Source organism: Patescibacteria group bacterium (assembly GCA_041664365.1).
Classification (GTDB): Bacteria; Patescibacteriota; Patescibacteriia; order UM-FILTER-42-10; family UM-FILTER-42-10; genus JAHJEX01.
The window spans coordinates 35,359-59,075 of sequence record JBAYKW010000007.1; the positions used below are offsets into that span (position 1 = coordinate 35,359).

At 38.8% G+C, this 23,717-nt stretch carries 24 protein-coding genes; 13 read left to right on the top strand and 11 right to left on the bottom strand.

The features are described 5' to 3' along the window. Positions 1-8: 8 nt before the first annotated feature. From yidD to rpmH, 3 genes are read right to left on the bottom strand one after another with little or no spacing between them, the layout of a single operon-like run. Complete coding sequence (gene yidD, locus WCW66_05005) at positions 9-287, bottom strand: membrane protein insertion efficiency factor YidD (GenBank protein ID MFA6392073.1); 279 nt, start codon at positions 285-287, stop codon at positions 9-11. Continuing rightward, positions 268-624, bottom strand: a complete 357-nt coding sequence (rnpA, locus tag WCW66_05010; protein ID MFA6392074.1) for a ribonuclease P protein component — start codon at positions 622-624, stop codon at positions 268-270. The genes yidD and rnpA overlap by 20 nt, the downstream gene beginning before the upstream one ends. Positions 625-635: 11 nt before the next feature. Further along, entirely contained in the window at positions 636-773 is a 138-nt protein-coding gene (rpmH, locus tag WCW66_05015; GenBank protein ID MFA6392075.1) for a 50S ribosomal protein L34, read from the bottom strand. A 203-nt stretch (positions 774-976) separates the two neighbouring features. On the opposite strand from rpmH, the gene dnaA reads away from it, so the two are divergent. The 3 genes from dnaA to WCW66_05030 all read left to right on the top strand — a co-directional run bounded on the left by dnaA (position 977) and on the right by WCW66_05030 (position 3,966). Then, positions 977-2,341 (top strand): chromosomal replication initiator protein DnaA, encoded by a 1,365-nt coding sequence (gene dnaA, locus WCW66_05020; GenBank protein MFA6392076.1) that lies wholly within the window; start codon positions 977-979, stop codon positions 2,339-2,341. 218 nt (positions 2,342-2,559) lie between these two features. Beyond that, positions 2,560-3,666, top strand: coding sequence for a DNA polymerase III subunit beta (gene dnaN, locus WCW66_05025; GenBank protein ID MFA6392077.1), 1,107 nt, complete (start codon positions 2,560-2,562; stop codon positions 3,664-3,666). A 6-nt stretch (positions 3,667-3,672) separates the two neighbouring features. After that, complete coding sequence (locus WCW66_05030) at positions 3,673-3,966, top strand: hypothetical protein (GenBank protein MFA6392078.1); 294 nt, start codon at positions 3,673-3,675, stop codon at positions 3,964-3,966. A gap of 5 nt (positions 3,967-3,971) precedes the next feature. Here the strand turns inward: WCW66_05030 and WCW66_05035 are convergent, their stop codons facing one another. Continuing rightward, on the bottom strand, positions 3,972-6,824 hold the full coding sequence (locus WCW66_05035) for a penicillin-binding protein (GenBank protein MFA6392079.1): 2,853 nt from the start codon (positions 6,822-6,824) through the stop codon (positions 3,972-3,974). A 42-nt stretch (positions 6,825-6,866) separates the two neighbouring features. Then, a complete protein-coding gene (locus WCW66_05040; GenBank protein MFA6392080.1) occupies positions 6,867-7,736 on the bottom strand; it encodes an ROK family protein in 870 nt (289 codons plus the stop codon). A gap of 67 nt (positions 7,737-7,803) precedes the next feature. Here WCW66_05040 and tyrS point away from each other — a divergent pair, with 67 nt between their 5' ends. The 10 genes from tyrS (at position 7,804) to WCW66_05090 (ending at position 16,212) form a co-directional block, all read left to right on the top strand. Beyond that, a complete protein-coding gene (gene tyrS, locus WCW66_05045) occupies positions 7,804-8,988 on the top strand; it encodes a tyrosine--tRNA ligase (protein ID MFA6392081.1) in 1,185 nt (394 codons plus the stop codon). A gap of 23 nt (positions 8,989-9,011) precedes the next feature. Continuing rightward, positions 9,012-9,362, top strand: coding sequence for a hypothetical protein (locus tag WCW66_05050; protein ID MFA6392082.1), 351 nt, complete (start codon positions 9,012-9,014; stop codon positions 9,360-9,362). An 87-nt stretch (positions 9,363-9,449) separates the two neighbouring features. Beyond that, positions 9,450-9,761, top strand: a complete 312-nt coding sequence (locus tag WCW66_05055; GenBank protein MFA6392083.1) for a hypothetical protein — start codon at positions 9,450-9,452, stop codon at positions 9,759-9,761. A gap of 239 nt (positions 9,762-10,000) precedes the next feature. Continuing rightward, positions 10,001-10,819, top strand: a complete 819-nt coding sequence (locus WCW66_05060; protein MFA6392084.1) for an ABC transporter ATP-binding protein — start codon at positions 10,001-10,003, stop codon at positions 10,817-10,819. Then, positions 10,816-11,835, top strand: a complete 1,020-nt coding sequence (locus WCW66_05065) for an ABC transporter substrate-binding protein (protein MFA6392085.1) — start codon at positions 10,816-10,818, stop codon at positions 11,833-11,835. The genes WCW66_05060 and WCW66_05065 overlap by 4 nt, the downstream gene beginning before the upstream one ends. Beyond that, positions 11,813-12,616, top strand: a complete 804-nt coding sequence (locus WCW66_05070) for an ABC transporter permease (protein ID MFA6392086.1) — start codon at positions 11,813-11,815, stop codon at positions 12,614-12,616. Before WCW66_05065 ends, WCW66_05070 begins: the two co-directional genes overlap by 23 nt. Before the next feature lie 43 nt (positions 12,617-12,659). Then, positions 12,660-13,070 carry an NUDIX hydrolase gene (locus tag WCW66_05075; protein MFA6392087.1) on the top strand — a complete coding sequence of 137 codons (411 nt, stop codon included), beginning with the start codon at positions 12,660-12,662 and terminating at the stop codon, positions 13,068-13,070. 198 nt (positions 13,071-13,268) lie between these two features. Beyond that, positions 13,269-13,904 carry a hypothetical protein gene (locus WCW66_05080; GenBank protein MFA6392088.1) on the top strand — a complete coding sequence of 212 codons (636 nt, stop codon included), beginning with the start codon at positions 13,269-13,271 and terminating at the stop codon, positions 13,902-13,904. Continuing rightward, complete coding sequence (locus WCW66_05085) at positions 13,897-15,189, top strand: nucleotidyl transferase AbiEii/AbiGii toxin family protein (protein MFA6392089.1); 1,293 nt, start codon at positions 13,897-13,899, stop codon at positions 15,187-15,189. The genes WCW66_05080 and WCW66_05085 overlap by 8 nt, the downstream gene beginning before the upstream one ends. Positions 15,190-15,198: 9 nt before the next feature. Further along, entirely contained in the window at positions 15,199-16,212 is a 1,014-nt protein-coding gene (locus WCW66_05090) for a radical SAM protein (protein ID MFA6392090.1), read from the top strand. Positions 16,213-16,280: 68 nt separating this feature from the next. Here WCW66_05090 and WCW66_05095 read toward each other — a convergent pair whose 3' ends face one another. The 6 genes from WCW66_05095 to WCW66_05120 are packed head-to-tail and all read right to left on the bottom strand — an operon-like array spanning position 16,281 to position 23,706. Beyond that, on the bottom strand, positions 16,281-17,093 hold the full coding sequence (locus WCW66_05095; GenBank protein MFA6392091.1) for a C39 family peptidase: 813 nt from the start codon (positions 17,091-17,093) through the stop codon (positions 16,281-16,283). Positions 17,094-17,125: 32 nt separating this feature from the next. Beyond that, entirely contained in the window at positions 17,126-18,694 is a 1,569-nt protein-coding gene (gene murJ / locus WCW66_05100; GenBank protein MFA6392092.1) for a murein biosynthesis integral membrane protein MurJ, read from the bottom strand. Positions 18,695-18,703: 9 nt separating this feature from the next. Further along, the gene (locus tag WCW66_05105; protein ID MFA6392093.1) at positions 18,704-20,644 is read right to left on the bottom strand and encodes an Ig-like domain-containing protein; all 1,941 of its coding nucleotides are present in this window, start codon (positions 20,642-20,644) and stop codon (positions 18,704-18,706) included. Continuing rightward, entirely contained in the window at positions 20,619-21,554 is a 936-nt protein-coding gene (gene galT, locus WCW66_05110) for a galactose-1-phosphate uridylyltransferase (protein MFA6392094.1), read from the bottom strand. The genes WCW66_05105 and galT overlap by 26 nt, the downstream gene beginning before the upstream one ends. Positions 21,555-21,559: 5 nt before the next feature. Beyond that, positions 21,560-23,035 (bottom strand): glycogen/starch synthase, encoded by a 1,476-nt coding sequence (locus WCW66_05115; protein ID MFA6392095.1) that lies wholly within the window; start codon positions 23,033-23,035, stop codon positions 21,560-21,562. A gap of 5 nt (positions 23,036-23,040) precedes the next feature. Then, the gene (locus WCW66_05120; GenBank protein ID MFA6392096.1) at positions 23,041-23,706 is read right to left on the bottom strand and encodes a hypothetical protein; all 666 of its coding nucleotides are present in this window, start codon (positions 23,704-23,706) and stop codon (positions 23,041-23,043) included. Positions 23,707-23,717 lie beyond the last annotated feature (11 nt).

Here is a 23,717-nt window from a genome sequence, read left to right on the forward strand (position 1 = left end):
TAGTATTTTTATTTAGTTAAATCTAACGGGTCATACCCGCCTTGGCTATAAGGATTACATTTTACAATCCTTGCCGCCGACTTAATACCGCCTTTTATCACCCCGTATTTTTCAACCGCCTGATACGAATATTCGGAACAGCTGGGAAAATGCTTGCAATAACCATGAGGATATTTATAAGAAAAAAATCCATGGTCGGGCGACAAGGTTTTTTGGTAGCTTTTAACCAAGAATAATACCGCCTTTCGCGGCATTAGCACCCATTTATTAATCTTTTTTTTCGGCATATAAGCGTGATTTTCTGAACAGTTTTTCTATATCTGCTTCAATTTCTTTAAATGACTTATTTTTTACCCCCGGTCTTGCGGAAATTATAAAATCGTATCCGGAAAAGATATTGGGGAGTTGTTTCTTAATTATCGCCCTCATTCTTCTTTTCAGTAAATTACGATCAACACTATTTTTATAAATTTTTTTTGAAATTACAAACCCAAACCGGCTGTTAACTTTTTCTTTTTTCTGAAGATATCTTAAGGAAAGAGAGGGGAGAAAAATGGATTTCCTTTTTTCATAAATTTTTTTATAGTCTCCCTCGTTCGTAAGTCGGTATTGCTTAGGAAGCATAAATAAAAAAATTAGACAGATAATTTAGCTCTTTTTTTTGTTCTTCTTCTTTTAATAACTTTTTTTCCGGTTGGCGAACTCATTCTTTCCCGGAAACCGTGCGTTTTTTGTCTCTTTCTTTTTTTTGGCTGGTATGTTCTTTTGGGCATCTTTTTTTTATAATTTTTCTATTACTCATTTATAAGTACATGTAGTCTAACAGACGATTGCTCGACGGTCAACGCCAAAATAGTTTATCCTCATTCTTTCCACAGATTATAAACAAGTCAAACCATTTTTGACGATATCTGTCTTTCATGTTTTATGCTATAGTCAGTGATAGTCTATATTTAGCAATAAACTATATATTATCATGACGAAGGAGCAGCTTTGGCAAGCAGTTTTGGGGGAGTTAGAATTATCGCTGAGCAAAGCAAATTTTACCACTTGGTTTAATAATACCTTTGTTTCCGAATTCGATGATGAAAAGATTATAATAGCGGTTCCAAACACTTTCACCAAAACTTGGTTTGAAAATAAATATCATCAAACCATCACCCAAGCTCTCCAAAATGTCACTGAAAACAAAATTAGAGAAGTAACTTATAAAGTGGAGTTTTCAAAGAACCCAAACAATTCCACTTTAAAACCTCAGATATCTGAAGCAGAAAAAAAGGTGGATTCTTTAAAGAAGAAAAGTGCGCAGGAAAATGATAACGGACTTAATCCTTCTTATACATTTGAAAATTTTGTTGTCGGCAAAGGAAATGACCTAGCTAAGGCAGCCTGTATAGCAACCGCGGAAAAACCAGGGATTATTTATAATCCTCTTTTTATTTATGGCGGAGTGGGGTTAGGAAAAACCCATTTACTACAGGCGGTCGGTCATAGAACAATGGAAATATATAAAAACAAGAAGGTTGTTTATGTTACTTGTGAAAGTTTTACTAATGATTTCATTCAGTCGGTAAGTAATGGAAAAACAGAAAAATTTAAAGACTATTATCGCTCTGTAGATGTTTTGTTAATTGATGATATACAATTTTTGGCAACAAAAGAGCGCACACAGGAAGAATTTTTCCACACCTTTAATACACTCCACCAAGCTCGGAAACAAATTGTTATCAGTTCCGACCGACCGCCAAAGGCAATCCCGGCATTAGAAAAAAGGCTTATTTCTCGTTTTGAATGGGGGATGATCGCGGATATTTCCAGTCCTGATTTAGAAACAAGGGCGGCTATTTTAGAAACAAAATGCAGAGAAAAGGGTTATCAACTAAGCAACGAAATTCTCTCTTCTATTGCCGCTTCAGTACAAAACAATGTTAGAGAGCTTGAGGGTGCTTTAAACCGCATTATTGCCCATCACCAGCTCAATAACAGTACGCCAACGCTTGAATCAACGAAAGAAGTGTTATCTGCCCTTGCCAGCACACCAAGAAAAGGCGCATTAACTCCAAAACAGGTTATCGCAACTGTGGCCGAGTTCTATGAAATTAATATAAAAGATTTGATTGGTGAAAGCAGAAAAAAGGAATTGGTCGTGCCGAGACAGATTTCCATGTTTTTAATGAGGGAGGAAATAAAAACTTCTTACCCGAGTATTGGACAGGAGGTTGGTGGTAGAGATCATACAACCGCAATGCATGCATATATGAAAATAACAAAAGAAGTGGAAGAAAATGAAAAAATAAAGCAGGAAATTGATTTAATCCTTCAGCGTCTTTATAATAATTAACAATTAACTTTTTTGTGTAAAAATCTGTTGATAAAGGGTGTAGATAATTTGTAGAAAAACAGAAAGAATAATTCTCTTGAACTTTATACACAAAACAACCAACCACTTATCCAAAATAAAATGTTAATAAACATTCCAAAAAATAAAAGGGAAAACAAAGAATTAAAATCTTTATCCACTTATTAACATTATTACTACTATAATTAATATAATATACTATGAAACTATATTGTACCCAGGAAAATTTAAATAGGGGATTAAATATTGTAAGCCATCTGGCAGGTAAGAATACTACCCTTCCAATCCTTGATAATATTTTAGTAAGTATTGAAAATGGTATAATTCAACTTTCTACCACAAATTTAGAAATGGGGATCAGTTGTAAAATTAGAGGTAAGGTGGAAAGTGAAGGAAAAACAACTATTCCAGCAAAATTATTTTCTGACTATATCAGTCTTCTACCAAATGAGAAAATTTATATTGAAGAAACTGAAAAAAAGATATATATCAGCTGTACCGATCAGGAAACAACAATTCAGGGGATGTCGGCTGAGGACTACCCTTTAATTCCTTCATTAGAAAAAAAGAATAAGATTGTGATTAAAACCGAGGATTTAAAAAATGTTGTCAAAGAAACACTATTTGCCGCTGCCTATGATGAAACAAGGCCGGAAATCAGCGGAATGTTAATAAAAATTGAAGGGAATAAGGCAAGATTTGTTGCAACTGACAGCTACCGACTCGCCGAAAAAACAATAATTATTGATTCAAAAGGAGTGGGTGATGTAGAAAGCATTTTACCATCCAGAACTATGCAGGAGCTTGTTAGGATTGTTGGCATGTCAGAGTCGGAAGAAATAGAAATGTATATAGCAGAAAATCAGGTTCTCTTTTGTGTTGATGATATTGAAATAATTTCCCGGGCAATCGAGGGGAATTATCCGGACTATCAGCAAATAATACCAAAAGAGAAAAAAACCGGCGTCCTGGCAAATAAAGAGGATTTGTTAAAAGTAATAAAAACAACAAGTCTTTTTTCAAAGAGTGGGATTAATGATGTAAACATCAAAGTGGTAAAAGAAAACAATGAATTAATTGTTTCCGCAATTAATTCACAACTGGGAGAAAACATATCTAGGCTGAAAGTTGAGATCGAGGGGGAGGATAATCAAATTGTTTTTAACCACCGTTATCTTTTGGACGGACTGCAGTGTATTGATTCAGAAAAAGTGTTTTTAGAAATAATAAATAACACAAACCCTGGTGTGGTTCGACCGGAAAATGATGAAAATTACGTTTATATAATCATGCCGATTAAACAGTAGGAAGAAATGAGAAAAATAGAAAATCTTCTGGAAGGCTCTTTGGTTCGTGCCGGTATAGAGCAAAGAGTAAATTCTTTGCGGGTAATTTATGAAGTTAAGAAAATATTTCTTAATATGTTCGGGGTAAACTCCCGCTTCACTGTCGTCCCCAAAGGGGTTAAAGAAAAAATTTTATTAATAGAGGTTAGGGACGAATCAGAAATCCAGGAGATTAAAAACAGGGAAGAAGAAATATTAGTTGAACTTGAAAATAAATTAAAAAAAACAGCAGTCAAAAGATTGCGATTCTTATTAAGGTAAAATATCTACTCAATAGTTAAAGGCAACAGGTCACTCGTTGCCTTTTTGTTATTTCTGGTTGTTACAGAAAGATAAAGACTGTATAATCCTGCTTCTGGGTAGTTTTCCCAAACAAATGTGTTCGAGTTTGATTTGGGGTCTGAGATGGAATTAATTAAAGTCGGTGGTTCTGATGTGTTCGGTTTGGAATAGTATAAACTTATTTTTTCAACACCAGCTGGGCTGTATGAATAGCTTTGGATGGTTAAGGGAAAATCATCTTGGTTGAGGGTGGAGGAAGAGCTTGGAGAAACAAAATATACAGTTGCCGAAAGGTCGGAGTTATAAGAAAATGTTACACTTGCCTGAGAAAAATTTGAAACTTCATCATACGCTATAACAGTTAGGGTATGCGACCCGTTCGTCAGGTTAAATGGGGAATATGAAGTTTGAAATGGTTTTTTTGTTACTGATTCAACGAGTGTTTTATCAATAAAATATTCTACCTTATTAATTTTGTGATTTCCGCTTGCTGTAGATTTTGTTGATACTGAAAATGTCTCTTCATTTAACTCCGAATCTTTTATTGGTTTTGTTATTGTTACTGTCGGCTGTTCTTCTGTTGGTCTGAAACCACAATCTTCAAACACTTCTTTCCCCGGAGAAACATACCCGTTTCTTTCTGCCCATGCTCGTACAGGAGCTTCCCACTGGTTGAATTGAGGGTCGCTGGCAGGGTTTTTAGGGTTAGGTCCTTCTGGGTCGTTTTTATCAACATAATATAGGATACTATGAGTTTCTTTAAAATCAACTTCCTTTTTATATTTTTCCGGATACGTATCAATACAACTTTGCGGGATTGTTTTACCGGAATAAATATCGACTACCCTTTTTGTGATGGTATCAATTTCCCCTTTTAATATTGGCTTTTCAGAATTATTTGCTGGCGGTTGTTTGAATATTTCAACAGGTGATCCGACTAAAATTCTTTTCATAAACTGGTTCCAAATTGGAGCGGCAACGACAGATCCGTCTGCGCCACGGGACATCTCAGTGTTGTCATTATTCCCAACCCATACCCCAGTTGCGATAGAAGGGGTATATCCCATCGTCCAGCCATCTTTATAGTCATTGGTAGTGCCGGTTTTAACCGCTACCGGTCTGTCCGGGAGAGTAAGAAAATTTGAAGAACCAAATATATAAGCGCGGGCATTATTATCCGTGAGTATGCTGTTTAGTTGCTGTACGGCCACCCGATCAATCACTTCTTCTCCTTCCGACTCGGTAAATTCTTCCAGAGTCTTACCATCCCGGTCCTCAACTTTAATAATTGCAGTGTGGGGGTAACGTACGCCCTCACGGGCCAGTGTGGAAAAGGCGGAAACATGTTCCAGTAGTTTAACATCTCCTCCACCCAACACTAGGGAAAGACCATAACGGTCTGGGTCGTTAAGTGTGGTATAACCAAGATCGTGAGCAGTATCAATTACATTGTTAACTCCGGCCAAATATAGGGTCTTTACTGCTGGGATATTAAGCGATCCTGCCAGTGCTTTTTTCATTGATATGGGACCTCGTTCACCGCCGTCATAGTTAGATGGGGTGTAATCGCCGAAATCTGTTTTCAAATCAAACAGCATGGTTTCCGGAGTATAACCTCTTTCAAAGGCAGTAACGTAGGCGATCGGTTTGAAGGATGATCCCGGTTGGTTGCCACGGATTGCTATGTTTACTTGTCCGTCGATTTCTTCATCAAAGTAATTTCTGGATCCGACCATGGTCAGTATCTGTCCTGTTTTAGTATCAATCGCTACCAAGGCGGCGTTCTCCGCGTTATAACGTTCCTCGTTCTTTGGTGCTTGTTCGGCAATCACTTCTTCGGCAATTTTTTGTTTGTCATAATCAAGAGTTGTAATGACTTTTAATCCCCCCTCTTCCACAACTCTTTCACCGTATTTTTCTGTGAGCAACTCTTTCACATACATCACAAAGTGGGGCGCTTCAATATCTGTAAATTGAACTGTAAAATCCAGCTCTGTTTTTTTTGCTTCTTCTGCCTCCGCCTCTGTTATATACTCCTGTTCAGCCATCATGTCTAAGATGTATTGTTGGCGACCAATCAACAAATCTTTGTTTGATCCATATGGAGAATAGCGGGTAGGGGCTTGCGGTAATGCTGCAAGAAGCGCAGATTCCGCAAGGTTAATGTCCTGAACTTTTTTACCAAAATATTTTTGACTTGCTGCCTGGACTCCATAAGCAGTAGAACCGTATGGGATTTCATTTAAATACATTTGTAGGATCTCATCCTTGGAGAATTTTTTTTCAATCTGGTATGACAATATCCATTCTTTCACTTTTCTAGTTATAGTTCTTTCGTCTGTGAGGATCGAATTTTTAACAAATTGTTGGGTAAGAGTTGAGCCACCCTGGACGCTCCCACCTCTCAGTTTTTGCAGTACTACACCACGAAATATACCCCAAAGGCTTACGCCTCCGTGTTTGTAAAAAGTTTTATCTTCTATCGCAATGGTCGCGTGCTCTAAGTAATCCGGGATTTCTTCCAAAGTTACCAAAGTTCTTTTTTTGTCGCCGTAAATTTCATATAAAAGGTGTTCACCAGTGCGGTCAAATATCTGCGTACTTTGAGCAATATTTCTTTCTAATATTTTGTCCGGATCCGGGAGGTCTTTTGATATCCAGGCAAACATTCCCACCATAATAATAACACCTGCCAAAGAAACAATACCAAATAACTTCAAATAAAAAGCTTTCCCCCGGTGTCTCCACCCTTTTTTATTTTTTCCAGCTTGAGAGGTCCCAACCGGATGGCTTTTCCAAGAACGACGGAATTCATTTGATAGTTGTGGTATAGGCATTTTTTGGAATTTTAATTTCCACGAATGACAATAATAACTTAGTTATTGTTGCTTTGTCAAAGTTTGTTTAGCCAGCATCGCTGCGCCGATAATTGCACTGTTTTTTAGTGAAGAAATTCTGATTGAGCATGGCCTGATCAGTGATCTTCTGGTCATCTCTTTGCGCATGGAAAGAGAAAAAAACTTCCAAGCCTGGCTGATTTTTCCGCCGAGTACAATCACATCCGGATCGTAGACATTGATTGTATTAACCAGACCGATCCCCAAATATTTTCCCATTTCACGCCAGGCACGGAGAGCTTTTATATTGCCGTGTTTAGCAAGTTTGTATAGGCCAAGGCCGTCGGCTGTTGGTAGGTCGTATTTTCTGGCCAGCCAGGCGATTCCTTTCTTGCCGACGTATTGTTCAAAACAGCCGGAATTTCCGCATTCACACTGTGGTCCGTTATAGTCCAGTGTCGTGTGTCCGATTTCTGAGGCTTCCTTTCTGCCGTGGTAAATCTTCTGGTCAATTACCAAGCCCCCGCCGATCCCTGTACCCAGGGTAATACCGGTTACAATATTCTGGTGTTTTCCTTTCCCCACCATAGCTTCCGCCAATGCAAAACAGTTGGCATCATTATCTAGAAATACCGGCAGTCTGAAAGCACGTTCCAGTCGGCTTTTTATTAAAGATCCGCGAACGGGGATATTAACAGCCGCCGGCCAGCCTAAACCGATCCCAGCGCATTCTTCAGAAGACTGTAATAGTAGTTGGACATTTTCAATCACCTTTTTTATTATTAATCTTTGGCGATGACGGGTTGGTACCAAAGTGGTGAATGTTTCCAACACCTTACCTTTAGAAGAAACAAGCCCACCCTCTAAAGTGGTCCCGCCCATATCGATCCCGATGTATGTTTTTTGTTTCATTTATGTCTTTCTATTATATCAGGAGTGGTGTATAATTTGAATATCTAAGCCTTATTTCCCAGTAAAAGTGAATAAAAAAGAGTTACAACTGGAATTATTATCCCGCGGTGTTGAAGAAATAATTGACCGGCAAAGTTTAGAAAAAAAACTGAATTCCGGAAAAAAATTACGGATTAAACTTGGTATTGACCCGACCAGCCCAAATCTACATATCGGCAGAACAATCCCGTTACTAAAATTGCGTGATTTCCAGGAGCTGGGGCACAAGATAATATTTATTATCGGCGATTTTACTGGTGTGATTGGTGACACTTCAGATAAAGAAAGCGAACGTCCGATGCTGGATGAAAAAACAGTCGCGCAGAACATGAAGAATTATGTTAAACAGGCAGAAAAAATTTTAGATATTGAAAAATGTGAGATCCATTACAATAGCGAGTGGCTTGAAAAACTGGATTATCATGATATCGGTAAACAGGCGGACATATTTTCTCTGAATGAATTCATCTCCCGGGAAAATATCGCAAAACGGCTGGATGCCGGCAAGCGGGTTTCTTTACGCGAGTTGCTTTACCCGCTGATGCAGGGTTATGATTCGGTTGCGGTAAAGGCGGACGTAGAAATCGGCGGAACCGACCAGCGGTTTAATTTGTTAGCCGGACGCGAATTACAAAGACATTATAACCAACCGGCGCAGGATATAATTACTAATCCGCTGATTGAAGGTTTGGACGGGCGCAAAATGAGTTCCAGCTGGGGTAATACTATTGATCTGCTGGATCCGGCGGAAGAGATTTACGGCAAAGTTATGTCACTCCGCGATGAATTAATTATCCGCTATTTTGTATTGACGACCCGCGTTCCGCTCAAAGATATTGCGGTTTATGAAAAAGATTTGAAGGCTGGTAAAAACCCCCGCGACTATAAGATGAAACTGGCATATGAGTTGGTAAGATTTTATCATTCGGAAAATAAAGCAAAGCAGGTGGCCGAGGAATTTACCAAAGTATTTGCAAAAAAAGAAAAACCGACTAATGTGCCGTCTGTAACAATTAAATATGATGATTATTTAATCCCGGATTTGCTCGTCGAGTTAAAATTGGCCAAGAGTAAAAGTGAAGCCCGCCGTTTAGTTGAACAGGGTGGTGTGAGAATTGATACTAAAGTAAAAACTGATTGGAAGGAAAAGGTGAAGGTTCAGAAAGGTACATTGGTACAGGTGGGGAAGAAAAAGTTTGTTGAAATAAGATAGCATGAACATTAATAAATATAATAATGAATGAACAAGGTTTTGAAAGCGATTTTGACATTGAGCAGTTTAGAACGATACTAGCTGCTAAAACTGAGGAATTTGCGACAGATAGCTATATTACTTATGGGAGTGAATCGAACCAGGAAGAGAATGAAAGAAAAAAAATGAATGCCGCCGAACTTCGTGGCAGGTTATTAGTGGATTGTGCCGAGGCACTCTTAAAATCGAATGATGCAGAGACAGTAATGTCAGTGATAAGAGAAGCTTTGGTATATTATAGATATGGCAATGGTTCTGAACTGTTTCCCGGTAGAGCAAAAGAAGATTTTTATTATGATCTTGCTTTAGCAATTGCCAAAGCAAAAAATGAATAGCAACTATATTTTTAGTGATAGAAAGTAATGGAAGGATAAATTCTTTAAAAACACTGAGTAGTTTAAAGGAGGATTAAATCAAATAATATGGGTGAAATTGTTAAATTATTTCCATCGGGGAGTGATGACTCTGAGAAAGGCGGGGGGCTTAAATTTGATCAGCGTTTGAACGCTGAAAATATTACTTTGATGTTGGAATTTCTTACTGCACTTACCAGGGGTGATCGGTCAGCATTACACCAACCCAATATAGAAATTAGAAGAAGTTTAGTTGCCGTGGCGACAAATGAGGAATTACTTGCAATAGCTAATCAAAGTAACGAATCTGATTGGCAAGAGCATCCTTCTTATTATCACGCGTTGATTGCGGAGTTAAGAGAACGGCGCCTGATCGGGTAAATATAAATAGAGCCCCTTAATAAAACAAGGGGTTTTATTATTATAATTATCTTGCTAGTCTCTAATATTTGCCAATATAAAAGAGAAGTAGTAGGCTAATCTTAGCATAATATCAAAATCAGTTGTTTTATCATTGATTTTGCCCCAAAACTTAGTATTAAACATAGTTTTGAGTAATCCCCAGTATTATTACAGGGGATATAAATCAAAGTATTTGATATAAATTAATTAGTCGGTAAATGTTAAATCTAGAAAAAGTAAACAAATCTTTCGGTAGGGATGATGATTTCGAAGTTATAAAAGATATAACCCTTTCAGCCAATGATGGTGAATTTATTTGTATCCTTGGTCCAAGTGGTTGTGGAAAGACAATTTTGCTTTATTTGATGGCGGGGTTTTTAAAACCAACTGGTGGAAAGATTTTGATGAATGGTGAAATGATTTCCGGTCCCAGTTGTGATCGCATGATGGTTTTTCAGGGCCATGTTCTTTTCCCTTGGAAGACGGTTTATGAAAATATTTATTATGCTTTGGATAAATCAACATTCAGTAAGGATGAGAAAGATAAACTGGTTATGAAATATTTGGACCTGATGGCACTGGCTTCCTTTAAAGATTGGTATCCTTATAAACTTTCCGGCGGAATGCAACAACGCGTTGCTTTGGCAAGGGCGTTGGTCACAAATCCGGAAGTTCTGTTGATGGACGAGCCTTTCTCTGCACTCGATTCTCAATACCGAAAATTTTTAAGGAAAAATCTGGAAATTATTTGGAGAAAGACAAAAAAAACCATAATTTTTGTTACGCATAGTGTGCACGAGGCAATAAATTTGGCCGACAAAATTTATCTCCTGTCTGCCAGGCCTGCGACTATAAAAAAAGTGTATACAGTAAATCTCCCCAGGCCAAGAGATCAATCTAGTAAAGATTTCATACAGCTAAATAATGAAATTGAAGAGGACCTAACTGAGGAATTTGAAAAAATAATTAAAACACCGTCAATGGGAGAGTCTTTATCTCATATATTAAAATTAAACGGTAGAAGAGGTATTTTATGAATAAAAAATATTTTTTTGGCACCCTGTTTGCATTATTTGCATTAGTATTTATTTATTATTTCAATAATTCACTTAACGACAAAAATAACAAGGAAGAAAATAAAATCAAGATAGGGTATAGCATAGACAGCGTAAATCATGCCCCAATTATTATTGCTGACAATATGGGTATTTTTGATAAACACAAGCTCAATTTGGAACTTATTCCTTTCAAGGGTGGTAAAGAGGTGCAGCAGGCGCTAGCTATGGGCAGTATAGATATCGGTTCGGCCGGCGCAACAAATTTTTTCATCCCGATAGCCAAAGGATCCCCGATAAAGATTATTGCTCCTTTAGCAGTTTCCCCGACATTAGTATTTGTTGATCCTAGTAGCAATATTAAGACATTTGATGATTTAGTGGGAAAAACCATAGCATCACGAATAGGGCAAAGTTCCAACATCTCGTTAGGTTATGCTCTTAGGAAAGAGAATATCCCTATCAATACGATAACTTTTGAAGATATTGAGGGTAATCTGCGCCCCCTTGCCTTAATGGAGAAGAAGGTGGTTGATGTAGCGGTGGCAGGAGAATACAATGAAAAAATATATCTTGATTATGGAGCGGTTGTTTTCGAAGAGTGGATAACAAAAGGTTATGCAGACAAACCAATGCCCAGAACAGTTATTGCCGTTAATACAGATTCTTTGGAAAAAAATAAAGAAGAAATCAGCAGTTTTATTGATGCAATTATTGAAAGTCAAAGATATATTAAGGATAACCCCGATGATGCAGCGGTAATCATTTCCAAACAAATAGAAGAAGCAACTGAAGGAGCGGTAGTCTTTTCTGTCGAAGAATTAAAAGAACAATGGAAAACAGTAAAATATGTTCTTTGGTATGAACCTTCGGATGTCGTGGAAATTTCGAAAGTAGCGCAAGAAATAGGAGATATACAAACAGCGCTGAGTGTGGAACAGATCTTTGATCTGAGTTTTGAGGAAAAATTAAAAAATGCTCAAGATGAAATTTACTAAGCGAAAAATAAGAAAAATTGCATTGGGGTCGATACCATTTTTGACTATTTTAGTTGTTTGGGATTTGTTTTACTATTTTAACCAAGACCTAAAATGGCTGATTCCTTCCCCGCTTCAGACTGTCTCATCTTTTTGGCAGATGGTTACTGATGGAACGTTTTTAAAGTTGATATCAGTCAGTATATTCAATCTGATCCCGCCCTATATTTTTGCAATAATTTGTGCTGTAGTACTCGGCACCTTGATGGGGGTTAATAAAACTGTCCATAAAATTTTCTTTCCATTCTTGTCTGCAATTTACCCGGTACCATCATTGGCTTGGCTTCCGTTTATGATACTGTTTTTAGGATTTACCAGAGAGGCAATTTGGTTTGTTATTTTTGTTTCCAGCTTCATGAAGATTATTTACAATGTTATCAGCGGGATTCAAAATGTTAATATCGAATATGTTTTGGTGGCAAAGAATTTCGGTTTTAGTAAAACTAAGATTGTGTTTGATGTATTTCTGCCATCCGCTCTTCCTCAGATTATGACGGGGCTTAGAGTAGGTTTTGGTTCTGCTTGGAGATCTTTGATTGGAGCGGAAATGTTGGTTGCGACAATCGGGGGGTTAGGAAAATTTATATGGATGTCCCAATGGTTTTTTGATTTTGACAAGGTAATGGCCGGTATCGTAGTCATTTCTTTAGTAAGTATTTTTATAGAGCAAATAGTATTTAGGCGATTAGAAAAAAATACTTTGGTTAAGTGGGGGTTTATAAGTGATGAACAAAAAATTTGATTCACTTTATCAGCGGAGTTAATGTTAAAATAAATCCAAACATATGACCGAAATCCCAAATAAGCTTTACAGGACCAGTGTTAAAGCTTTGATATTGGACGATAAAAAAAGATTTTTACTTTTATTGGAAGAAAATGGTTATTGGGACCTCCCTGGGGGTGGACTTGATTTCGGGGAAAATTCTCATGATTGTATTATAAGGGAGTTAAATGAAGAAACGGGATTGGAAGTTATCCATATTAAAAAGAATCCGTCCTATTTTATAACGGCTTTGCATATGAACGGTCAGTGGAAAGCCAATATACTATATGAAACACAGGTAAAAGATCTAAATTTTACTTCTTCCAAAGAATGCGTGGAAATAAGATTTTTTACAAAGGAGGAAGCGTCCAAGGAAAAGATTTATCCTAATGTTAAAGAATTTTTAAAAGAGTACAATCCAAATAACCACTAGCAAAAAAACAGAGGAATCGATTTTGTATGAATAGAATAATTAACAAATTTGCTAAGGAACTAAGTTTCCAAACCGGCCGTTACATGCTCTCGCCGGAGTTTTTAAGTTTGTGAGGTAGTAAATTTATATTGGCATTGGTATATTTGGTGTATCACCATTGACTTCATGTTTCAGTTATGATACAATAATGTCATACATATGAAACGTAAATCAAAAAGTAATCTCCTTGAAGAGCTAACATCTTTACCATATTTTACTAAAGATCTTATTTGTCAATTAGGTAAAGCCGAAAATAGCTATAGTCTAAAAGATAGCACTATTGATACATATATAAGCCGTTTTCTTAAGGAAAAAGAAATAATCTCTTTAAAAAGAGGTTTATATGTGTCGATGGACTTTTATAATAGTAACAAGGATAATCTGTCATATTCATTTTTTCTTGCGAATATTATTAAGAAGCCTTCATATATAAGTTCTTGGGCCGCTCTTCAGTACTACAATCTTTCTACTGAAATAATACATACAATCACATCAATTACACCAAGAGTCACAAGAAATTATGAAACAAAAATTGGTACTTTTTCATATCAGTCTGTAAAGAAGAACTTATTTTCTGACTTTTCTTTTGTAAAAGATAAGTTTGAATTTTTTATTGCCTCCCCCTCTAAGGCTTTATTTGATTTACTTTATTTCAAAACAAGACAATTTAGAGGTATAAAGATTAACGATGTAGATTCAATAATTGAAGACTTACGCATTGATATTAGTGAATTGGGCGAAGAAGAGCGGAAGAGATTTTATTTTATGATAAATAAAAATATACGTCATGGATAATCAAATCATTGTAGCACTTAAAAAAAAGATAGAAGAAATTTCTGCATATGAAGGGGTTGATGCGGAAACTCAACGCAACTCAATAAAGGAATACCTACAGTTTTATGTGCTTAATTTTATTTATCACCATCCAGAATACAGCAACTGGATTATGTATGGAGGTTCAGCGCTTCGCATTTGTCATGATCTTAATAGGATGTCGGTTGATTTAGATTTTGAGGTTAATCACGTAATCACAAACGATTTTCTGGAAAAACTGAAGGTAGAAATAGCCGTCCATTTTGAAAATATATATAATATCGATTCTAGTTCTCTTAGTATTGGGATTACAAATAATAGGGGTGTCACATTAAAATTTCATATAGGAGAAGAGCTCGGTTTGGGGTTTGCTTCTAAGCAGGTGCATATAAAAATCGATCTAAATCATTTTGTCGCACCAAAAACGGTAGTTGTAGAGCACATACCAAAGAACGAGAATCAACTTTCGTTTGTAATTAAAACGTATAATTTATCCGCGCTCATGGCAAGTAAAATTGCCGCAATTTTTCTACGAGGGCCACGTGGAGTTGGTAGGGTGGTACATGAAGAAAAAGGACGTGATATATATGATCTGCTTTGGTATATGAATAAAAAAATTGTACCTGATTTGGATTACTTATCCGCCAAAGATATTAAGTTTGCAGATCCAAAAGAACTATTCAATAATATTACCATTAAGATATTAAACAATCCAAAAACAGATGTAAATCTTAAACATGATTTAACCCCTCTTTTTATGGATCAAGCCTTTATAAATAATTGGCTCATTAATTGGAGGGATAGTTATCTACAATATCTCAAAGACTATAGAATTCATACCGTATCCACTCTCGAAAAAATAAGTATAACCCAAGAATTTCATACTGACATATTTTATTTTATATATTGGTATAATATTGAAGATGGAAATCAAGCGAGAATCATATTTCGTATTAGTGATTATTGGATTGAATATGGGGAAGGGGATTTAGCAGTCAAGGTTAGTGAAAAAGTAAAGAGGCTGTGTGAATTTAATAGTAATGGATGGACAAGCCATCCTCCGTCGCAGGATAAATTAATGGAATATGCCGAGCTATTTTACCAAAAGATTGAGCGGTATCTTAAAAAAACAAACCACATAATGCTGGGTGAAATTATTACTACTAAACTAATACGGATGACTACTGATCATTTAAACCAGCAAGAACAAATATTATTAAATAAGTCCGCTCTACTTTCTTGTGAATTAGATGATTTATTAAAATAAATTATTATTGTGAATAAAATATTAAACAAACTAGCTAAGGAACTGAGTTTCCAAACCGGCCGTTACATGCTCTCGCCGGAGTTCTTAAGTTTGGTGATCACCATGAAATGCAACTTCAAATGCCAATCCTGTTCGATCTGGCAGAAACCGTTTGAGAAAGAATTGGAGCAAGAAGATTGGGTAAAGATTATTGAAAAATTGACTCACACATTAAAGCCGAATACTTTCGTAGAAATCAATGGCGGAGAGCCGTTAATCAGAAAAGACCTAGTAATATTTTTAATCAAGGAATTAAAGAAACATTTTAATAAAGTTGCATTGAACTCCAACGGATTACTGGTAAATGAAACAAACTTGGATGAATTGAAACAGGCCGGTTTAGATCTGATTAAGATATCACTCTACAGTTTAGAGGAAGAAGTACATAATAGTATGCGCGGGCACAGTCTGGCCTTTCAGCATGCTAAAAGAGCGGTAGAACTGATTACCCAAAAGCAGATTCCACTTGAAATTGGTTTGTTAGTTACAACGAAAAATATTAAAACTGCTCCGGCACTTATTCAGTATCTTCAAAAATTACCGAACACTTCAATCATTCTTCAACCTTTGGATGAAAAAATTGAATCAGCGGAATCAAAAGACCAGAAGGATAATAATCTGATTCCTGACCTTTGGCCGGAGAAAGAAGATGTGGTCAGTTTCTTCGACTGGGTGGAAAAACATAACCAGGGTATCAAGAATTCCTTGCCCAATATTAAAGCGATACGCCAGTATTATTTGAACCCACCCGACATATTGAAATACCGTTGTTTTGCCGGGCAAAGGAATCTGGTGATATATCCAGGTGGAGATGTTGCGTTTTGTTTTAAAAGGAAAGCGATTGGCAATATAAACAATCAAGACATAGAATTAATGTTAAAAAATGCCTCTGGTGAAAGAAAGCAGATAAAATATTGTCAGATCGTGGGTTGTAATTTTTCGCGCGGATTAAAGGAAGCAATCCACGACAGAATTACGAAATAAAATTAAATAAATAGCATAAATCCCTCATTAGCGAGGGATTTTTTAGATTAATATGTTAGTCTTAATAACTAGTTGTCTGGATAGATAACTATCATGACTCTCCGACCATTTGTTGGGTCGCCGTTGTTCCAATCATGAGTGGCATTGATCAGAACATCCGGATCATAGACATAGTCGTGTCCTTTGCGGGTGCCGGGGTCATTGGTAATAATCTGTGTTTCCGTCCAGCCTTTAACCACCAGCGCGTGATAGAGCGGACCCGGTTGTTTAAAATTCGGATTGCCAAGCTCGCGTCCTGCGGAGAGCAGAATCACTGGTTTTCCTTGAGCAACTTGTTGTTTAATGTCATTAATTGTGATGTCATAAACTACATCCACTCTTTTGTAATGGTAAAAATCTTTGATCAACTGAGCGGTTTCTTCCGCGGAAGTACTTTTATAATCGCCATATTGGACATTTTGAAAATCTACCAGCGCGAGCAGCTCATTGTCGGCGGTTTGAGTGTCTTCAAACGGTTTGTTTTCGTAAAAACGATGTACCATCAAAAGCGCCGCTTCTTCGCAAGTGTCTTCGTGAATTTCATCCCAATTTGCAAGCGGGGCTTGTGAAGTAAAGGGTACATCGAGATTGAGTGTTTTTGGTATGTTAATTGCGACATTTGCATTTACTTGATTCAAGTTGACATTAGCAGAATTGGTATTTCGGTTTTCGTTTGACGCCTTCGTGTTTGTATTGGCTGAAATATCATTATATGAAACAGCATCAGGTACCGGTTCTTCAAACTGCTCTTTAACCCAATCAGAAACCGGCACGCGGTACCAGTAAAGTACGGCGAGTAATGCGGTGATGATAATTATGCTGATGAATAATTTTTTCTTCATGGTTTTTTGATTGGATCAGGAAGGTTACTACATCATGACCGCTTTGTCAAGCCACTAAGGCGCGTAAACCAGGAACGGACGATAGTTGTGTTTTCATCACGCAGGGCATTGCTTACCAAAAAATAAACGAATGCACCGATTAAAACCCCGCTGATGATTTGGATAATCCCCGTCAATGTTCCGGCTGTGAAAGCGGAACGGAACCACCACAAATAAACGGAGAGAATAGCTGACATAGCCAGCGTGGCAATAATACTGGTACGGGTAGTTGTGATGAAAGAGGCAATATGGAATCCCTGTACGCGTTTATGGAGGATTAGTAATAGTAATGTTAATTGCAATGCATTCGCAATAGCAAATCCAAGTGGAAGTCCCGCAACGCCGATCCATTTTGTGAAGGCAAGCGCGCTGACGATATTAGTGGCGGTCATTGCCAGAGAAATTAAGAGCGGAGTCTTGGTATCAAGTTGAGCATAAAATGCGCGTAGCAGCAGATGGACGACGCTTTCTAAAGGTGTTACCAGGCAGAAGACGCCGAGCGTGAAAGCGGTGGCACGCATGTTGGCATCTGTGAATTGCCCACCACTAAAAAGCACATCCGTTATCTCGAAGCGGAGTAGGAACATACCTACGCCAGCCGGCAAGGTAAAAAAAAGGATCCGGGAAAATGTACGGCGGATATGTTCCACAAATTTTGGCCAGTCACGGGTACTGGCGGTATCGGTTAGTGTCGGTGAAACAGCGGTGGCCAGCGCAATCCCGAATAAACTGACGGGTAGACTTTGCAAATTTCTGGAAAGATTAAAAACGGCGATACTGCCGACTGCGAGTGTTGATGCAATGGCATTCCACGCCCAGAGATTTGCCTGAACCGCCATCAGATTAATCATGCGCGGGACCATCAGCGTGCCGATCTTGCGGAGTGCCGGGTGTTTTAAATCCAGAATGGGAGTATAACGATATGGTGTGCGGATCAGTTCCACAAATCTAAACAGCAGATGCAAAAAAGCACCCGCAATAGTGCCGATAACAGCGGCATGGATGCCGAATTTTTCACTGAATATTAATAGGCCACCAACAATACCGATATTATAAAAAACGGGGGAAAAAGCATAACTGGCAAACCGTTTCATGGAAACTAGGATTGAACCGAATGCATTGGAAAGTGAAAAAAGCAGTGGCGAGAGCAGCATCAGGCGGGACAGTTCGACGGTAAGCGTTCTTTGTTCACCGTCAAATCCTGGCGCCACCAGTCTGATCAGCACCGGCATCAAAAAGAAAACGATTACTGAAAGTATGGTCAGGACAATCGCTGTAAGGTTGAGTACTGTGTTTGCAACACGAAATGCTTCAGAGTTTTGTTTGCGCGCAGTGATATCGGTCAGGACCGGCATCAGTACCGAAAGAGAAACACCGGCAAATAAGAGATTGGCAATAACATCCGGGATGATAAACGCGGTGTTATATGCATCAAGCGCGGCACCGGCGCCGAATGTCGAAGCCAGAAGGCGGTCCCGAAACAAGCCAAGTAGATAACTCAGTAATGATGCTGCGCCCAAAACTAAAGCGCCTCGGGTAATGGATTGTGATTTCAATTGCATAAAAATTGGTTAGCGGACGACGACTCCGGCATTGCCGAAAATGCCCCAGTCCTGTTCGAAGCGGGCCTTGGTCCAATAAATTTGCCCGGCATAAGTGTCATTTAAAATAATCTGAGTTGGGTTATCTTTATTACCGACGTAGCCGATGACGGTGCGGGCATGTTCGCCCTTCCAGGCATAGATATATTTTCCGGCGGGTGTGTGCCAGGAATCTTCATAGCCGGAGCCATAAACTCCCCACACAACAACCGCGTTGCCTTTGCTGATTTCTTCCGTGATTTGTGTCACAGTCCAACCGGTAAAGGCCTCAGAGGGACGCCAGTGGTTGGCTGCGCGGGCAATTGGGTCCCAATAGACACCGTAGCCGGAGGTATTCTGTCTACCGCGGATATCGCCGACAAAAGCTTCATATGGATCACCCCAAGTTGCGCCGGAGTGTGGTGTAGTATCGTAACCGACATAGGCCATAATGTCGCTTTCTGAGACAGAAACTCCTTTACCAGCCAGCGCCATTTTCAAGGCGGCGGCCTCGCAGGATAAAGGTAAATCCTGCAGGTCGCTTGCGATAGTAAGCTTCACTACTTCCGGTTCTGTTGTGAAAGAATATGATAAATCTTTTGTTAGATCGAGCCCGTGCACACTTACTATGCCACTTTTTAAATTCAGTTTATAGGTTGAATTATTCTGGAAAGCGTCTGATGGCTGGATAATCATCGTGTTCCCTTCCCAGCGAAAGGTAAGTGGTATACTTGGTTCAAGTGTAATATGTGCTTCGGCTGACACATGATCTACTTCCTGATTAAATGCGATTCGAATTCCGCTTTTACTCCCAACTCCGGTGGCATTGTTCCCCGGAGATGTACGGAGTACTTTAATTTCTCCAATGGTTGTAAATTTATATGAAAGAGGTTCTTCGAGATAGCCACCACCTTGAGTTTTTGTATCAGCTTTGATCATAACTTCATAATCGGTTCCGTAAGCTAATTTTGCAGCAGGGGTGACAGTTACAACTGTGGCATCTTCAGAAAGTGTGATGCTAGGGTTGATGTCCGGCGTGACTGATAAATTCGCGCGCAAGGATTCCAAGTCCATTGCTTTGGTAAATGTAACAGAAATCGGTGTGTCAATAAAAACCGCTTTCCCAGTTGGAGTCGATTCAGCTATTAGTGGTGGCGCGATTGTCTTAAAAGCGCCGTCATACATTTTTTCTGGCTCACTGCGATGCACGATTTCGCGGGTTGAAATATCACGAGATACGCTAACCCTGAAAACAGTTAAATTATATCTTGTTGATTGCTCAAGCGGTTCAGTCGGTGTGAGTGTATATAGATTTTTTGTTTCATTAATTGTTTCTAGAAAAGCAATTTCCGGATCGAACACAAACTCGAATTCAGCGATATCAGGGTTCGGTTCGGTCAGTTCAATGGTAATTGGGGTAGCTGGTGAAATGTTTTGTGAACGTATTTCAGGGAATACCGCAAAAATATCCGGCAGGGGTCTTGTTGTAAATTGAAAAGTGGATGAACTTGTTTTACCTACCGGAAGCGGGCTTTGAATATTTTTTAAATCAACTTGATAAGTAGTCCCCGCAAGTAGTGTGTGGTTTGGTACAAAACGGATGCGCCGGAAAAAACGTCGGTTGAATAAAGGCGCTTCAAAATGCCACTCACCTTCAATATCGGGTGAAAGGGAAACTGAAAGCGTCTGCCGATCTACCGGACGGCTGAAATCAATAACAATTGATGTAGAAAGGTCTATGTTTTCAGAAGCTTGCGGACTAACCTGCGTAATTGTCGGGGTGAATAAAAAGTTTCTTGCCAGGAAAATAAAAAGTACCAGCACGACTGCAAGTACTCCAAAAATAATAATTGCTCGTGAACGTAAAAAATTTAGATATTTTTTATTGGCTATATATTTATTCTTTTTATCCTCGGTAAAATTCTGCAGCATCTTCTGGTGAAACGGAATTAATAATTACACCTGATCCAATTTCCACACCCGCCCAGATTGACCCCCGCGGGGTTATTTTCAGATATAGATGCTGGTCTTCATCATTGATAACCTGATGGAAATAGTAGTTGTAAGGAAGCCCCAGTTCCGCAACTTTGAGTAAAACCTTTTTCAAGATCTTGGCAAATGACATTCTCTCCGCGCTGGTTAAAACTGTAATATTATCCAGATGACGTTTGGGCATAATCCAGATTTCGTAGTTGTGGATGGAAGCATAAGGAGTAAAGGCAATTACGTTTTTATCTTCAAAGACAAAACGTGGTCCTTTGCGTTCTTCCTTTATTACATCACAATAGACACAAGTTCCTTTTTCCAGTTTATACTCCTGGGTTTTTTGCGATTTATCCATGAGGTGCGGGGGGAGAAATTCGGTGGCGAATACCTGTGAATGAGCGTGGGCGACTGACTGCCCCGCTTTTCCGCCGTCATTTTTGAAGATTAATATATATTTGATTTTATCCAGTTTTGAAATTTCGTAAGTCCGTTCCGCATAAACGTCAAATAGTTTTTTAATGTGGCTTTCCGGCAGATATTCCAGTTCAGTCGCGTGATCCGGTGTTTCAATCACTAATTCCTGAACGCCGTAGGCATTAGGATTGTCCAAAGTTACGGCCGGGAATTTATTTTTTAGTGTCAGGAGCGACCAGTTTTTCCCCTGTCCGTCATATTTTCTGATGATCAAATCCTTTTCAATATTTTCCGGGCAGAAAACACATTTTTTCTCCCTGGTTATTTTACTGACAATCTGTTCAAAATCATGCGGGCGATTTCCCCGGCGGGGTGCAATGATCACATATTTATCTTGGATGTAATCTTTTCTTATTTCAGATTTTTGGACGTTTTCGCTCATGGTAATTATTTTGAATTTAATGATTTTTCGTATAGTTCAATATATTTTTGCGCCGACTGAGTCCAGGAGAAATCCTGATTCATGCAATTAACCACCAATCTTCGCCAGAGTTTTTTATCCTGATAAATTTGCAGAGACTTTTTGGTAACGGCCAACAGTTCGTCGCTTTGATAGTTCTGGAATACAAACCCGGTTCCGGTTCCTAACCCTGCATTGTAATTCTGGACGGAATCCTTTAACCCGCCGGTAGCTCTGACAATCGGTACAGTTCCGTAACGCATGGCGATCATTTGTCCGAGACCGCATGGTTCAAATCGGGAAGGCATGAAAAACAGGTCGGATGCGGCATAAATTTCCTGTGCCAGGTCAGCTTTAAATCCAATTACTACCGCCACCTTTTCCGAATGCTTTTCCGCTTCCGCTTTCAGTTTTTCTTCCAGCACCGCTTCGCCGGTTCCTAAAAAGACCATCTGTACTTCCAGTGTAGCAAGTTCATCAATGATTTCAAGAATCAGATCCAATCCTTTTTGGTCAGTCAGCCTGGAAACCATGCCAATTACCGGAATTTCTTTATTCTCAGGCAAATTGACGGCTTTTTGCAGGATCAGCTTATTGTCATCCTTTTTCTCGATATCCTTAATAGAATAATTTATTTTAATTTGCGGATCCTTCGCCGGGTTGAAATGGTCCTGGTCAATGCCATTTAAAATTCCATATAAATCTTCTTTTCTTTTCGCCAACGTCCCTTCCAATCCTTCGCCAAATTCTTCCGTGAGAATCTCTTTCGCGTAAGTTGGGCTGACGGTATTGATGATATTGCTGTTCAAAATCGCCTGTTGCAAAAAGTTTATGTCATTGTTTTTACCGAACCGTTCACTCAAAGTCGGCCAGTCTTTTTCGGTAACCCCCAGCTTATCAAATACTTTTTCCGGTGAGCACTTCCCCTGGAAGGCCAGATTGTGGATCGTAAGTACGGTAGGGAAGTCCGGTCGTTCCTTTTCTTTGCTGTGCAGTATTTTAATCATCGGGATCATAATGCTGGCATGCCAGTCATGACAATGGATTACATCCGGCGTCCATTTCAGCGATCCGAACAGTTCTAAAACCGAACGAGCAAAAAATGTGAAACGTCTGGTTTCCTTGCCGAAGTCTCCGCCGATGTCGCCGTAATAAATATCATTTTCCCCCAGAATCTCCGGATGGTCGACGAAATAAACTGGGACAGAGCTGTTTGGTAAATTAGTCTTCCAGATGCTGACATTTTCTTCTTTGTTTTTGAAAGGGATGCTGACATTTTCCACAATTTTTTTAAGTCCATATTTTTTTTCATCAATTACGCCGTATTTTGGCATGATCACCCGGACGTCAATCCCCAGTTGCTTCAAAGCTTTTGGCAGTGCTCCCACCACATCGGCTAATCCGCCCACTTTGGCAAAAGGAGTAATTTCAGATGCGACGAACAGAACTTTTATTTTTTTCATAATTTTTATTCACCCCAATTAGGTAATTGTTTAGCGTCTTTGGCGAGAGTTTCAGTTTCTTCCCCGGTCTGCATATTTTTTATTTTATCACCAACCCATTTATTCCCGTCGAAATATTTCAGTTTTTGGGAGATCGGTCCTACTTCCGGCTTTTCAGGATTCTGTCCCTGTTCCAGGATTTCGGTTGCTTCAATCAGGATTCTTCTGCCGTCGCCGAAGTCTTTGTAAACATCTCTGGTTATTTTCCAGGAATGTCCGGCGTCAACTCCAGATTCGATTTTTCCGGTCTGAGTTTTGCTGTCTCCTTCACCGTACTGTGTGTTAATACGCCACTGATTTTCGTGTTTAGGGTCACCTACCTGTGTTGAAAGTGTCTGACCTAATTCTTCTATTTGTCTTCCCTGATCATCATAGCCGAAGAATTGCTGACGATGACCCGCTAAAGTGTCCGGTGAAGGTTCTTGATCCTTTTGATACCAACGCTCTTCACGATGGAGTACATTGCCATTAGCATCAACCATCTCCTTTTTTAGGGGTTGCCCATTTTCAGTTTGCTTTACCCTCTCCTGCATTCCATCCGTTAATTCCGGTGGTTCAAATACATTAAAATTGATTTTTGATTCATCTGATTCTCCAGGGTCTCCTCCTGGAAGGAATTTACTATCATTCATATATTTTAATT